This is a genomic window from Streptomyces sp. B1I3 (assembly GCF_030816615.1).
Lineage (GTDB): Bacteria > Actinomycetota > Actinomycetes > Streptomycetales > Streptomycetaceae > Streptomyces.
Genome location: NZ_JAUSYD010000001.1, coordinates 1,088,770 through 1,102,712 on the forward strand (window position 1 = coordinate 1,088,770; position 13,943 = coordinate 1,102,712).

The window sequence follows — 13,943 nt, forward strand, 5'->3', positions numbered from 1 at the left end:
CCGTCAGAGCCGCTGGGCCGTCGCGGCGGTTTCGGGCAGGGACGAGAAGTAGGCGATGGTGCGTTTGATGCCTTCCTCGCTGCTCACCCGGGGCTCCCAGCCGAGCAGTTCGCGCGCCAGGGTGGTGTCGGGCCTGCGCCGTTCGGGGTCGTCGACGGGGCGCTCGACGAAGGTGAGTGTGGAGGCGGAGCCGGTCATGGCGATCACACGACGGGCGATGTCGGCGACCGTGACCTCCTCGCCTCCGCCGATGTTGACCGGGCGGACCGCGTGGCTGGCGGCCACCGCGAGGACGCCGTCGATCGTGTCGTCCACGTAGCAGAGCGAGCGCGTCTGGCTTCCGTCCCCGGCCACGGTCACCGGCTTCCCGGCCAGTGCCTGGGAGATGAAGGTCGGGACCGCCCGTCCGTCGTCGGCCCGCATCCGGGGGCCGTACGTGTTGAACATCCGTACGATGCCGGCGTCCAGCCCCTTCGCGCCGACGTGCGCCGTGACCAGGGCCTCGGCGAACCGTTTGGACTCGTCGTACACGCTGCGCGGGCCGACGGGGTTGACGTTGCCCCAGTAGTCCTCACGCTGCGGGTGGACGAGCGGGTCGCCGTAGACCTCGGACGTCGAGGCGAGGAGGAAGCGCGCGCCGTCGCGGTGCGCGATCGCCAGCGCGTTGCGGGTGCCGAGGCTGCCGGCGTCCATGGTCTCCAGCGGGTGGCTCATGTAGTGCACGGGCGAGGCTGGGCACGCGAAGTGCAGGACCAGGTCGTAGGGGCCGGTCAGGTCGGCGGCCACGGTGTCCGAGGACACGTCGCACTGCACGAAGCGGAATCCGGGCCGGCCGGTCAGGTGGGCGATGTTGCGGCTGGATCCCGAGATCAGGTTGTCCGCGCAGTCGACTTCGACTCCCGAATCCAGCAGCCGCTCGCACAGGTGTGAGCCGAGGAAACCGGCGCCCCCGGTCACAGCGGCGCGGCGCCATGGGGGCGGTGTCGTCATGGATGTCATAGGACGGCCTTTCGTCCGCTGCGAGAGGGCTTCCCGCCGGTCGTTCGGGGGCCGGCGGGAGCTGCCCGGTCCGGATGACCGGCTCGTTCCGGTACCGGTTCGCGCCGGGTGGTACCCGGGGCGGGTGCCTTTCCGCGCGCGGCCGCCGTGGTCCCGACGGCACGGCCAGCCGGGTAACCAGGTCAGTTGGTTTCACACATTAAATCCTGCTTCGTTAGTCGAAGTCCTGACATTTGCGCAGGTGGACGCGCGGGCCTCGGCCCGATCGCACCCGATCGGAGGTATGGCGCGGTTGCCGGGATTCAGCGGTGCGCCCGCGCCGGTGCCGGGCGCCGCGTGCCGCCCGCCGGCCCGCCGGCGGGACCCCCGGCGGGCCCGTGTTCCTTCAGGCCCCCTCGCGGAGGCTGCGGCAGGCCTTGCTGATCAGGCGCGACACGTGCATCTGGGAGATGCCCAGTTCGGCGGCGATGGCACTCTGCGTTATGCCGGCGAAGAACCGGAGGTAGAGCACGTGGCGTTCCCGCTCCGACAGCCGGCGCAGGCCCGGTTTCACCGATTCGCGGTCCACCACGAGATCGAACGCGGTGTCGATCCTGCCCAGGCTCTCGCCGAGGGACAGACCGCCGTCGCTGCCGGCGATCTCGGCGTCGGTGGAGAGGGCACTGAAGCTGTGAAGGGCCTCGCTGCCCTGGCGGACCTCCTCCTCGGTGAGGCCGGTGTGGGTGGCGATCTGCCGCTCCGTCACGGCGGAGCCGTCGCCGCCCGCGGCCAGTTCGGCATGGGCGGCCCGCACGACGTTGCGCAGGTCCTGGACGCGGCGCGGCACGTGCACCGACCACGTGCGGTCCCTGAAGTGCCGTTTGATCTCCCCGGTGATGGTGGGGACGGCGTAGCTCGCGAACGCGTTGCCCAGGGCGGGGTCGTAGCGGTCGACCGCGTTGACCAGTCCGACGGCCGCGACCTGCCGCAGGTCCTCCAGGGACTCACCGCGGTTGCGGAAGCGGCCGGCCAGGCGGTGGGCCATGGGGAGCCAGGCGCGGATGGTGTCGTCCCGCAGCCGGTCCCGCTCGGCGCCCTCGGGCAGTTCGGCGAGGCGCCGGAAGGCCGCTGCCGTGTCCGGATCGGCACGCCGGTCGTCGGCACACATCTGAGCCACTCAACTCCTCGCCGTACACGGATGCGCCCCGCCTCCAGTGCGATGTAAACAAAGGATGGCCGCGTCCGCTCGCCGGCGGCCGGGATCTCCGCGGCACGGCGTGAGGCATTCGGCCGATGGGGTGCACACCGGGGGGAGGGAACGGCCGCCGCGCAGTCACCGGCGTGCCCGGCGGAGCCCGTCCCGGGTTCCGGCCCTGCCCCGGGACGGGCGGAGCGCTCTACGCCGCGCTGTCCGCCTTCTCGCCGGGGTCGGGTGTGCGGCTCAGGGCGCCGGGCCACCAGGCGGTCCGGCCGATGTCCCTCACGAGAGCGGGCACGAGGAGCGAGCGGACGACCAGCGTGTCGAGCAGGACGCCGAAGGCCACGATGAAGGCGATCTGCACCAGGAACGCCAGGGGGATGACTCCGAGGGCGGCGAAGGTGGCCGCGAGGACGACACCGGCCGAGGTGATGACCCCGCCGGTCGTCGTCAGCCCGCGGAGCACGCCCTGGCGCGGTCCGTGGATCAGCGACTCCTCGCGGACCCGGGACATGAGGAAGATGTTGTAGTCGACGCCGAGTGCCACCAGGAAGACGAACCCGTACAGCGGTACGGAGGAGTCGGTACCGCTGAAACCGAAGACGTGCCGGAAGACCAGGGACGAGATGCCGAGCGTGGCGAGGAAGTTGAGCGCCACCGTGGCGACGAGGAGCACCGGCATCAGCAGGGAGCGGAGCAGGCCGACGAGGATCACCAGGATGATCAGGAGTACGACCGGCACGATGACGCTGCGGTCGTGCTCGGCGGTCCTCTGGGTGTCGTACCGCTGGGCGGTGTAGCCGCCGACGAGGGCGTGGGCGCCGGGAACGGCATGGACCGCTTCCCGCAGCCGGGTGACGGTCTCCTTGGCGGCGTCGCTGTCGGAGGCGTCCGTCAGCGTGGCGTCGACGCGGACCCGGCCGTCGACGACGAGTGGTTCCCCCTGGCCGGGACGGCCCGAGGCGGTCGCCGGGAACGCGGCGGCGACACCGGGCGTGCTCCGGACGGCCTCGGTCACCTGCCCGGCACTGTCCGCGTCGGCGATCACGACCGCGGGGGTGCCCGAGCCGCCGGGGAAGTGCTCGCCCAGGGTCTTCTGCGCGGCGACGGACGGTGCGTCGTTGACGAAGATCTCCTCGAGCGGCACCCCCTTCGCGTTCAGCGTCGGGGCGAAGGCGGCGCAGGCCACGAGCACGACCAGGGTGGCGGCCCACACCTTGCGCGGGGCACGGTCGACCAGCGCGGCGATCCGCGACCAGACACCGGCGGAACCGGAGCCGGCCCCGTCCGCCTTCGGCCTGGCCGGCCAGTACGCGGCCCGGCCGAGCAGCACCAGGACCGCGGGCAGGAACGTCAGGGCGCTCAGGACGGAGCAGACGATGCCGATCGCGCCCACCGGCCCGAGGGAGCGGTTGTTCGTGAGGTCGCTGAGCAGGAGGGCGAGCAGGCCGAGGGCGACGGTGGCGGCGCTCGCGACGATCGGCCCGGCCGACTCGCGGAGCGCCGCGCGCATGGCTGTCCAGCGGTCCGGATGCCGGGTCAGTTCCTCGCGGAACCGCGCCGTGAGCAGCAGGGCGTAGTCGGTGGCGGCGCCGATGACGAGGATGGAGAGAATGCCCTGGACCTGTCCGTCGACGCGGACGACGTCGTGGTCGGCGAGTACGTACACGACGGCGCAGGCCACACCGAGCGCGAAGACGGCGCCGACGATGATGATCAGCGGCAGCAGCACGCTGCGGTAGACCAGCAGCAGGATGACCAGCACGGCCACCAGCGCCACGCCGACCAGCAGGCCGTCGATCCCGCCGAAGGCGTCGGAGAGGTCGGCCTGGCTGGCCGCCGGCCCGGCCACCTGGGCAGTCGTCCCGGGCACCCTGTCGGCCGCTTCCTGGACGGCGGCAAGCGTGTCGGGCAGCTCGTCGCCGAGGTCGGGCCGCATCTGGACGACGCCTTCGAGTGCCTGCTCGTCCTTCGACGGCAGCGCGGGACTCACCTCACCGGTCACACCCGGCTTCCCGTCCAGCGAGGCGAGCGCGGCGGTGGCCGCCCGCCGCTGCTCACCACCGAGCTTCCCGCCGTCCTCGCGGGAGGTCCAGACGACGACGGCCGGCACGGTCTCCTGCCGGCTGAACGCCTTCTGTTCCTCGATGACCCGGGTGGACTCGGCGCTCTGCGGCAGGAAGGCGGCCTGGTCGTTGGTGGCCACCTCGCCGAGCTTGCCCGCGTACGAGCCGAACGCGCCTCCGACGGCGAGCCAGATCACGACGAGTAGTACGGGGATCAGCCGGCGAACCGGCCGCGGTACGGCGGACATTGTGCTCCCAGGTCGACCGACGGTCCTTCGGACATCGAAGAGTATTTCAAAGACAAAGAATCTCAATGATTGAAATATATTACCGCGCCTGTGCCGGGCGCTGTCCAGCGACAGCCCCGGAAGGATTCGGTTCAGCGCGGAGGTGCCGGTATCCGGGCCAGTTCGCCGTTGAGGCGGCCGAGGAAGCGGAGCGCCGCCTCGATCTCCCCGGGACCGGCACCGGCACAGGCCCGGGAGGCCGCGTCGGCCAGGGGCATGAAGAACGAGCGTGCGACCGCCTTGGCCGTGGGCTCGTAGTGAAGGTGCACCACGCGGCGGTCGGCGCTCTCGCGTGAGCGGCGGATGTGGCCGGACCGCTCCAGGCGGTCCAGGCATGCCGTGACGGCGCCGGAAGTCAGGCCGAGGTGGTCACGCAGCCGTCCTGGGGTCAGCGGAGTCTCGGCGTCGAGAATGGCCGCGAGGGCCTGTACGTCGGTCGCGTGCAGCCCTTGGGCGTGCGCGAAGGCGTGGACCAGACGGTTGATCTCGCCGTTCGCCCGGCGCAACTGGACGGCGAGCGCCTGGAGCTCCGCCCCGGCGGATCCGTCGGCGTGGGTTCCCCCGCGAGCGTCAGCACTGTCCACGGCACCCATAGTAGGGCGCGCCCGGACCGCCGCCCGGGTGCGCCTGCCGAGCCGTCCGCGGCCGAGCCCGCCGCAGGAGTTCCGCTCCGTCCGCGCGTCGTGTACGCCCAGGAGGGCCCCGGCTCAGGAAGGATCGGCACCGGAGGTCACCCGCCGGAAGGCTCTCTCCCCGAGCCACCCGGCCGCACGACAGAAGGGGGCGCCGTGCCGCACGCGGACGTGGTCGTCGTGGGCGCGGGTGCGGCCGGACTGAGCCTGGCCCACCGGCTGTGCGCCGAGCCCCACACCGGGTCGCCCTCGGTGCTCCTCGTCGACCCGCCCCCGGGCCGGCTGCGGCCACCACCGCGCACCTGGTGCTTCTGGGAACCGCCGGGCGGCGAGTACGATTCCGTCCTGTCGGCCTCCTGGCAGCGGCTGCGGGTACGGGACGCCACGGGGGCGGCCACCGTGGCCGAGCCCGGCCGGCTCCGCTACAAGATGCTGCGGTCGGACGCCTTCGAGGCGCTGGTGAACGCACGGCTCGACACCGCGCCGAACATCCGCAGGGTGGAGGCCACGGCGGACATCGTGCGGGACGCCCCGGACGGCGGGGGCGAGGTGATCGCGCACGACGCCAGGGGGAAGAGGATCGTCCTGCGGGCGACATGGGTCTTCGACTCGCGGCCCCCCGGACGGCTCCCGCCGGCCCGCACCACGCTGCTGCAGCACTTCACGGGCTGGTTCGTGCGCACCGCACAGCCTGTGTTCGACCCCGCCGTGGCGGATCTGATGGACTTCCGGACACCACAGCCGCAGCACGGGCTCTCATTCGGCTACGTACTGCCGCTCGGGCCCCGTGAGGCACTCGTGGAGTACACGGAGTTCTCCCGCGCCGTGCTGCCCGCCGAGGAGTACGAGCGGGCTCTGCGCCACTACACCGGTGAGGTCCTGGCGATCGGCTCCTTCACGGTGTCGGCGGTCGAGCACGGCGTCATCCCCATGACGGACGGCCGCTTCCCGCACCGCGTGGGCCGGTCGGTGTTCCGCATCGGGACGGCGGGGGGCGCGACCCGGCCGTCCACTGGCTACACCTTCGCCGCCGTGCAGCGGCAGAGCCGGTCCGTCGCCGCGCAGTTGCGCGACGGCCGGCCGCTGCGGGTGCCGCCCCCGTACCGGGCGTGGCCGCGGGCCATGGACGCGGTGATGCTGCGCGCACTGGACAGCGGAAGGGTGAAGGGGAGCGACTTCTTCCCCGCTCTCTTCCGCTCCGTCCCGGCTGAGCGGCTGCTGCGCTTCCTGGACGGCAGCAGCCGGATGCGAGAAGACCTGCTCGTCGGGATACGGACGCCCGTGCTCCCCATGCTCCGCACGGTCGCCGAACTCCCCCTCCTGAAGCCGCGACGCGGCCCGGCCATGCCCTCCCCGTACCTCCCCCGCACGTCCGACCAGGAAGAGACCGACCGATGACCCTGCTCCGCGACGACGAGTTGTCCGCCGCCTTCGACCGCGCATCGGTTGCCTACGACCGGCTCGTGGCGGTCAATCCGGGCTACCACTCCCATGTACGCCGTTCGGCACGCAGGCTGGGCCTCGCGGACGGCGGGCGCGGCAGACGCCTGCTGGACCTGGGCTGCGGAACCGGTGCCTCGACCGCCGCACTGCTGGAAGCGGCCCCGCACGCGGACATCGTGGCGGTGGACGCCTCCGCGGGGATGCTGGAGCGGGCGGCGGCCAAGAACTGGCCCGGGAACGTCTCCTTCGTGCACGCGCCGGTGGAGCGACTGGCCGCCGCCGACGTGCGGGGCCCCTTCGACGCCGTGTTCGCCGCCTACCTCTTCAGGAACGTCGGCGATCCCGACGGCGTCCTCGCCGACGCGCGCGGGCTCCTCGCACCGGGCGGCCGCATCGGCGTGCACGAGTACACGCTCGGGGGCGGTCCGGTGCACCGCGCCCTGTGGACGGCGGTCTGCAGGGCCGTCGTGATGCCGGCCGGGCGGCTGGCCGGGGACACCCCGCTGTACCGCCATCTGTGGCGCAGCGTACTGGACTTCGACACGGCCCCGGCGTTCGCGGGCCGGCTGCGCCGGACCGGTTTCGAGGACGTGCGCGTGCTGCCGCTGCCCGGCTGGCAGACGGGCATCACCCATACCTTCGTCGGCCGCGCGCCCGGCGCGGGCCTCGGATGAGGGGCGGGACGCCGCGGCGGGGCAGGGACCGCCGGGCGGCGGTGCTGCGGTCGCCGGGCGGCGCCGAGCGCTTCGCGGGCTCCGCACCCGGCGTCGCCGTGATCGGCGGCGGCATCGCCGGGTTGTCGGCCGCCACCACACTGGCCGAGCGGGGCGCGCACGTCACGCTGTACGAGAGCGGGACGCAGCTGGGCGGGCGGCTCGCGGGATGGCCGGTACGGCTCGCCGACGGCTCGGGGGCCACCATGAGCCGGGGCTTCCACGCCTTCTTCCGCCAGTACTACAACCTGCGCGGGTTGCTGCGCCGGGTGGACCCGGGGCTCACCACGCTGACTCCGCTGCCGGACTACCCGCTGCGGCACAGCTCCGGCCTGTACGACAGCTTCGCCCGTGTACCGCGTACCCCGCCCTTCAGCGCCATGGGCTTCGTCGCGCTCAGCCCCGCGTTCGGCTGGGGCGACCTGCTCCGGATGAACCCACGGGCAGCGCTGCCCCTGCTGGACGTACGCGTCCCCGAGGTCTACGAGCGGCTCGACGGGACGAGCGCCCGCGACTTCCTGACCCGTATCCGCTTTCCCGAGGCCGCGCATCACCTGGCCTTCGAGGTGTTCTCGCGGAGCTTCTTCGCCGACCCACGGGAACTGTCGGCGGCCGAACTCGTCCTGATGTTCCACATCTACTTCCTCGGGTCGAGCGAGGGCCTGCTGTTCGACGTGCCGGCCGAGCCGTTCCCGCAGGCGCTGTGGGAGCCCTTGGGGCGGTACCTCGAGGGACACGGCGTACGGGTGCGTACCGGGACGGCCGTGGAGCGGGTGGCTCCGGTGGCGGGCGCCGGGCTCGACGTCACCGCCGCCGGCCGGACACGGCGCCACGACGCGGTCGTCCTCGCCCTGGACACCGGTGGGCTGACGAAGGTCGTCGCCGCCTCCCCCGGGCTGGGGGACGCGGACTGGCGGGCCCGGATCGCCCGGCTGCGGACCGCTCCGCCCTTCCTGGTGTCCCGTCTCTGGCTGGACCGTCCGGTGGCGCGGGACCGGCCGGGCTTCCTGGGCACGAGCGGGTACGGCCCGCTGGACAACGTCAGCGTGCTGGAGCGGTGGGAGGGCGAGGCGGCCCGGTGGTCGCGGCGCGGCGGCGGGTCGGTCGTCGAACTGCACGCCTACGCCGTGGACCCGGGCGCGGACCGCGCGGACGTGCAGGCCGAGGTGATCGCACAGATGCGGCGGGTCTACCCCGAGACCGGCAGCGCGCGTCTCGTCGACGTCCGGCACGAGTGGCGTGCCGACTGCCCGCTGTTCCCGGTGGGCGGCTATGCGGAACGGCCCCGCGTGCGGACGCCCGACCCCCGGGTGGTGATGGCGGGCGACCTGGTCCGCACGGAACTTCCGGTGGCGCTGATGGAGCGTGCGGCGACCAGTGGGTTCCTCGCCGCCAATGCCCTGTTGCGGGGGTGGGGGGTGCGGGGGCAGACGCTCTGGACGGTTCCCCGGGCCGGACGGTCGGCGGCGATGCGGGCGCTGGCCCGGCTGGGGACGGGATGACCGGACGGGGCACGCCCCCCTCGGTCGTGCGGCACCCCGGCCGGCCGGGGAACCGGTCAGCCGGGGAACCGCCCCGTGCTGCGGAGCTCGTAGCGCCGTTCCGCGTAGGCGAGGTCGTCCCGCCACAGCCGCCCCGCGGAGGCGCGCATCAGTGGGCGCAGCAGGGGCGCCGCCGCCCGGGCCACGGCGAAACCGCGCCGGTCGGACGCGGCCACGACCGCCTCCGTCACCAGGGTCCGCGGCCGGGCCGCGCCGTCCGGCCCCAGCGGCGTGGCATGGGTCTCGACCACGGACCCCTCCCCCTCCCCCTCGACGATGCGCATGACGACGGTGCGGGGCTCCGGGGCTGTGAAGAGTGCCCGCACGGGGACCACGACCCGCCCGGCCAGCTTGAAGGACACGTCCACGGCGAAGCCCTCCCCGCCCGTGATGTCGTCGCCGCCGCAGGGGTCGAGCACCGTGAGGTCGACGAAGGAGTACGGGTGGAACCAGGCACCGTGCCACGGGTCCAGGCGGTTGGCGACGACGTCCTCGGGTTCGCAGACGCCGGTCGCCTCGTACACGGCGTCGAGGGCACGGGCCGCTGCCGGGCGGGGCGGGACCACCGGGCGGTCCAGGGGCGTCCCGCCACCGGCCGCGTCCAGCCGCACCCAGGCCAGTACGCCGTCGTCGTGTGCGGGCAGGGGCTCCCAGCCGGCGAACGGCTGACCGTCGAGCGCCAGTCCGTGCCAGTGGCAGACCAGGGTGCCGCAGCGGACCCGGCTGTCGCGCAGCGGGGCGCCGAGGTGGGGGCAGGCGCCCGGCCCGGCGTGCAGCCGGCCCGAGTCGTCGCGCCAGGCCACCACCTCGTGCCCCGCCACGGTGCGCCCGAAGGGCCGGTCCGCGGTGACGGCTCGGGAGGCGCCGATGACGTACCAGTTCCCGGAGGGCCGGGCCCGGGCGCGTGCGAGGGCCTCAGCGATCACCGCGGGCCTGGCGTCCTGCCAGGTGGGGCGCTGCTTCTCCCAGGGGACGGACGCGGGACGCAGGCGCAGAGGGATGCGGCTGCGTGCGCTCCGGCGCTCCCGTTTCACGCCGCCTCCCCGTGCGCCCGCCGCACCGGCCGCCGGCCGGTGCGTCGCTGCCTGCCGGTGCCGGAGGCCACCGCCCTGGTGGCCAGGGCGCGTACGAATCCGTCGAGGGCGACGGCGGCGCGGCGCCGGCGCGGGACGACCGCCCGGCGGTGGAGGACCGCGTAGCCGTCCGCCTCGATCGCGTCGAGGATGCCGCTGTAGAGGACGAAAGCGGTGCGGATGCACGGCCGCGACACGGGAGCGAGCAGGGCCAGCCCGGGCAGCGCCTGCCGGTAGACGGCGCGGTTGTGGGCGGCGGCCGCCTTCAGCACCTCGTCGACACGCCGGTCGCGGGCGCCGGTCGCTCTGCTCCGTTCGAGCCGCTGCCGCTCCACTCCGTGAGCGGCGAGCAGGTCCTGGGGGAGGTACAGGCGGCCGCGGTCGAGGTCCTCGCCCACGTCCCTGAGGAAGTTGGTGAGCTGGAAGGCGACGCCGAGCGCCGCCGCGTACGGCGCGGCCTCGGCGCGGGGGACCACCGTGCCCAGCACCGGCAGCATCTGCAGGCCGATGACGGCGGCCGAGCCGTGCGTGTACCGGCCCAGTTCCTCGTAGGTGGCGTACCCGGTCACCGTGAGGTCGTTGCGCATGGAGGCCATGAAGTCGGTGAAGAGGCGGTGTTCGATGCCGTGGGAGGCGGCCGTGTGGGCGAGCGACCGGATCACCGGTTCGTGGATGGGGCCTCCGCGCAGCCCGGCCTCCAGTTGCGCCTCGAGGCGGGTGAGGGCGAGCGCGCGCTCGTGGGCCGTGGCTCCGCCGCCGAGGTCGTCGACGATGTCGTCGGCCCAGCGGGCGAAGCCGTAGAGGGCGTGGACGGCCGGCCGGCGGTCGGCGGGGAGCAGCCGTGTGGCCAGGAAGTATGTCCTGCCGTGGCGGGCGTTGAGCCGGCGGCAGGCGGTGTAGGCGGCGCGCAGGGTCGGCTCGCGGATGCCTGCCGCGTCGAGTTCGCGGGCGGTCATGCGGGGCTGCCTTTCGGTACGGCGCGGGGTGCGGTACGCGTGCGGAGGCCGGTGATCCTCTGCGCCGCCAGCTTCCCGGAGATCAGCACGGTCGGCACGCCGACGCCCGGGGTGGTGCCGCAGCCGGCGAGGACGGCGTTGCGGATGCCCCGTACGAGGTTGCGGGGGCGGAAGGGACCCGTCTGCGGGAAGGTGTGGGCGACGGAGAAGGGGGTTCCGGCCGCGTGCCCCTGGGCGGTCCAGTCGACGGGGGTGACCAGGCACTCCTCCTCGATGGCGGAGCCGATGCCGGTCAGCCCCCGCTGTTCGAGGACGGTGAGCAGGCTGTCGCGGTAGCGGGGCGCGAGCTCTCCCCAGGCCCGCACGTCGGGTCCGATGTCGGTGTTGGGGCACGGCGCCAGGATGTAGTGGAGGTGTCTGCCCGGAGGTGCGAGGCCGGGATCGGTGGCCGTGGGGCGGGTGACGAGCAGGGAGGGGTCGGTCATGAGGGTGCCCGCGCGCGTCAGTTCGTGGAAGGTGCGTTTCCACGCGGCGCCGAACGAGAGGGTGTGGTGCCCGAGTCCGGCCCAGGTGCGGTCCGTGCCGGCGTGCAGGACCACCGCCGAAGGGGCGTGGCGCAGGGCGAGGGGGCGCAGGGGCCTGCGGCCCAGGAGCCGGTAGGCGAGGGGGAGATCGGGGGTGAGGACGACGGCGTCACAGGGGATGCGGTCCTGGTCGGTGACGACGGCGGTGATGCGGTCGCCGGAGCGCTCCAGCCGGGTGACGGTCTGTCCGTGGAGGAATCGCGCACCCGCCTCGGCCGCCGACGCCGCCAGGGCGCGGGGCAGGGCGTGCATGCCGCCGCGCGGGAAGTAGACGCCGGCCACGGTGTCCATGTACGCGATGACCGCGTAGGCGGCCAGCGCCCGGGCCGGGGGCACTCCCGCGTACAGGGCCTGGAAGGAGAAGACCCGGCGCAGCCGCTCGTCCTTGACGAAGTGCCCGATCCGCGCGTCGAGGCGGCCGAAGCCGCCGAGCGCGGCGAGGCGGGCGAGGTCGGGGTGCAGGAGCTGGAGGGGCGAGTCGAAGTTTATGTCGATGAAGCGGCGCATCTGTACGTGGTAGATGCGCTCCAGCCAGGCCCGGAGTCCGCGGTAGCCGGCCGCTTCGCGGGCACCGGCGAACTGTTCGACCGCGGCCTCCATGGCGCCGGCTTCCGTGTGGACGTCCAGGTGGCTTCCGTCGGCGAACCGGGCGACGTAGGCGGGGTGGAGCGGAATGAGCTCCAGCCGGTCGCGGAGGCTGTGGCCGACCGCGGCGAAGGCGTCCTCGACCAGGCCGGGCATGGTCAGGACGGTGGGCCCGGTGTCGATGCGGTAGCCGGCCAGGTCCAGGCGCCCGGCGCGTCCTCCGGGCAGGCCCTCCCGCTCGACGACCGTCACCCGGCGGCCGGCGCCGAGCAGGTGGAGTGCTGCGGAGAGGCCCGCCAGGCCCGCGCCGACCACCACCACGTGATCGGTCTTCCCGTCGACGGTCAGCACCGGCGTTCCCCCCCTTCGGCCGGGACGTCCGGGTCCCGGCGCCCGGGGGCCGGGGGGTGCGGGCGGGCCGGCCGGTCACGTGCCGGAACCTGTCCGGGCGGTACGGAGGCCTGTCCGGGCGGTACGGGCGGTACGGGCGGCCCGGAGGCCTGTCCGGGCGGTACCGGCCGGACCGCGTGGTGGCCGGCGGCAACGCCCTCGAACAGCGCGACGAGTGCGCGGCGCGCGTCCGGATCGACCGCCGTCCCGTCCAGGTGATGCGCGGCCTGTTCGGCGAGCCGGCGCGCCTCGTCCTCGACGGCGGCGCGGGCGCCGGTCGCCGTCAGCACTTCGCGTACCCGTGCCAGCGCGTCCTCGGCGAGTCCGGCGTCGCCCACCACCCGGTCGAGGAGGCGCACGGCCTCCCGGTCCCCGGCGGCCTCGGCCCGCGCCCGGGCCACCGCCAGCAGGTAGGTCGCCTTCCCCTCACGGATGTCTCCCCCGGACGGCTTGCCGCTGCCGGCCGGGTCCCCGAACACCCCCGTCAGGTCGTCGCGCAGCTGGAACGCGACCCCCGCGGAGCGGCCGGCCGTGCAGAGGGCACGGACGACGTCCCGCCCCGCGTCCGCCAGGGCCGCGCCGAGCGCCAGCGGGCGCTCCACGGTGTACAGCGCGCTCTTGAGGCAGGCGGCACGGAGGGCCTGCTCCGGTGACCGGGAGCGGGTGATCTGACCGTGCAGGTCCAGGTACTGCCCCGCCACCATCTCGGTGCGCATCGCCTGCCAGATGCCCGCCACGCGCCCGCGGCACTCCGCAGGCATGGGAGTGTCGGCGACGGTGTCGTCCGCCCAGGCCAGGGCGAGGTCCCCGGCGAGCACCGCCGCGGACCTGCCGAACGACTCCGCCCGGGCGGGGCCTTGCGCCGTGTCGGCCAGGGCCGCGAGGCCTACGTGCACGGCCGCCCGGCCCCGGCGCAGGGACGAGCCGTCCATGACGTCGTCGTGGACCAGCGCGCAGGTCTGGATGAGTTCGAGGGCGACCCCGAGGCGCAGCGCGGCCGTCACCGCTCCCCCGCCGCAGGCCCGCATCCCCCACCAGAGGAACGCCGGCCGCAGGCGCTTTCCGCCGTCCAGGGTGAACTCCGCCACCCGTTCGGCCACGTCCCGGGCGAAGACCGGGTCGACGGCGGCGGACCTGGTCACCCGTTCCCGCAGGACGGACCGGGCCGTGCGCAGGACCGCCGCGGCGACGTCCGCGTCCACCGCCGCGGCGTCCTCGGCCGGGGGCGGGGGGTGCGGCGGCTGCTCCCCGGTGCGGCCGTCCTGCTCGTCGGCGCGCACGGGCACGGGATGGGCGCGGCCCTCCGGGCCCGGCCGGAGGTCGGCGGAGGCGGGGTCCTCCGTCGGGTGACTGCGCATCGCATGTCCCTCGAATCGCATCGGGTGGGTGGGCGTGATCCGAGGGGACCACAGCGGGAAGCTCCGTCCCGTTGTTGCCGGGCCCGCAATCGTGTGAAGGCGTCACGTAGCCGGTGTTCCCGGCGCAACACGCCGACGG

At 74.2% G+C, this 13,943-nt stretch carries 11 protein-coding genes; 3 read left to right on the forward strand and 8 right to left on the reverse strand.

Annotated features, from left to right (window positions below; genetic code table 11):
- Window positions 1-3: 3 nt before the first annotated feature.
- The 4 genes from QFZ58_RS05180 to QFZ58_RS05195 all read right to left on the reverse strand — a co-directional run bounded on the left by QFZ58_RS05180 (window position 4) and on the right by QFZ58_RS05195 (window position 5,122).
- Complete coding sequence (locus QFZ58_RS05180; protein ID WP_307123707.1) at window positions 4-990, reverse strand: NAD-dependent epimerase/dehydratase family protein; 987 nt, start codon at window positions 988-990, stop codon at window positions 4-6.
- A 394-nt stretch (window positions 991-1,384) separates the two neighbouring features.
- Window positions 1,385-2,146 carry a SigB/SigF/SigG family RNA polymerase sigma factor gene (locus QFZ58_RS05185; protein ID WP_307128776.1) on the reverse strand — a complete coding sequence of 254 codons (762 nt, stop codon included), beginning with the start codon at window positions 2,144-2,146 and terminating at the stop codon, window positions 1,385-1,387.
- A 229-nt stretch (window positions 2,147-2,375) separates the two neighbouring features.
- The gene (locus QFZ58_RS05190; RefSeq protein WP_307123708.1) at window positions 2,376-4,490 is read right to left on the reverse strand and encodes an MMPL family transporter; all 2,115 of its coding nucleotides are present in this window, start codon (window positions 4,488-4,490) and stop codon (window positions 2,376-2,378) included.
- A gap of 131 nt (window positions 4,491-4,621) precedes the next feature.
- A complete protein-coding gene (locus QFZ58_RS05195; RefSeq protein WP_373428520.1) occupies window positions 4,622-5,122 on the reverse strand; it encodes a MarR family winged helix-turn-helix transcriptional regulator in 501 nt (166 codons plus the stop codon).
- A gap of 195 nt (window positions 5,123-5,317) precedes the next feature.
- Here QFZ58_RS05195 and QFZ58_RS05200 point away from each other — a divergent pair, with 195 nt between their 5' ends.
- The 3 genes from QFZ58_RS05200 to QFZ58_RS05210 are packed head-to-tail and all read left to right on the forward strand — an operon-like array spanning window position 5,318 to window position 8,819.
- Window positions 5,318-6,559, forward strand: a complete 1,242-nt coding sequence (locus tag QFZ58_RS05200; RefSeq protein ID WP_307123710.1) for a lycopene cyclase family protein — start codon at window positions 5,318-5,320, stop codon at window positions 6,557-6,559.
- Window positions 6,556-7,278 carry a class I SAM-dependent methyltransferase gene (locus QFZ58_RS05205; RefSeq protein ID WP_307123711.1) on the forward strand — a complete coding sequence of 241 codons (723 nt, stop codon included), beginning with the start codon at window positions 6,556-6,558 and terminating at the stop codon, window positions 7,276-7,278. The genes QFZ58_RS05200 and QFZ58_RS05205 overlap by 4 nt, the downstream gene beginning before the upstream one ends.
- Window positions 7,275-8,819, forward strand: a complete 1,545-nt coding sequence (locus QFZ58_RS05210) for an NAD(P)/FAD-dependent oxidoreductase (protein ID WP_307123712.1) — start codon at window positions 7,275-7,277, stop codon at window positions 8,817-8,819. The genes QFZ58_RS05205 and QFZ58_RS05210 overlap by 4 nt, the downstream gene beginning before the upstream one ends.
- Window positions 8,820-8,875: 56 nt before the next feature.
- Here QFZ58_RS05210 and QFZ58_RS05215 read toward each other — a convergent pair whose 3' ends face one another.
- Genes QFZ58_RS05215 through QFZ58_RS05230 form a run of 4 tightly spaced genes read right to left on the reverse strand, consistent with a single transcriptional unit; the run spans window position 8,876 to window position 13,804 of the window.
- Window positions 8,876-9,892 (reverse strand): DUF5914 domain-containing protein, encoded by a 1,017-nt coding sequence (locus QFZ58_RS05215; protein ID WP_307123713.1) that lies wholly within the window; start codon window positions 9,890-9,892, stop codon window positions 8,876-8,878.
- Complete coding sequence (locus QFZ58_RS05220; RefSeq protein ID WP_307123714.1) at window positions 9,889-10,887, reverse strand: phytoene/squalene synthase family protein; 999 nt, start codon at window positions 10,885-10,887, stop codon at window positions 9,889-9,891. Before QFZ58_RS05220 ends, QFZ58_RS05215 begins: the two co-directional genes overlap by 4 nt.
- Complete coding sequence (locus QFZ58_RS05225) at window positions 10,884-12,407, reverse strand: phytoene desaturase (protein ID WP_307123715.1); 1,524 nt, start codon at window positions 12,405-12,407, stop codon at window positions 10,884-10,886. The genes QFZ58_RS05220 and QFZ58_RS05225 overlap by 4 nt, the downstream gene beginning before the upstream one ends.
- On the reverse strand, window positions 12,401-13,804 hold the full coding sequence (locus QFZ58_RS05230) for a polyprenyl synthetase family protein (protein WP_307123716.1): 1,404 nt from the start codon (window positions 13,802-13,804) through the stop codon (window positions 12,401-12,403). Before QFZ58_RS05230 ends, QFZ58_RS05225 begins: the two co-directional genes overlap by 7 nt.
- Window positions 13,805-13,943 lie beyond the last annotated feature (139 nt).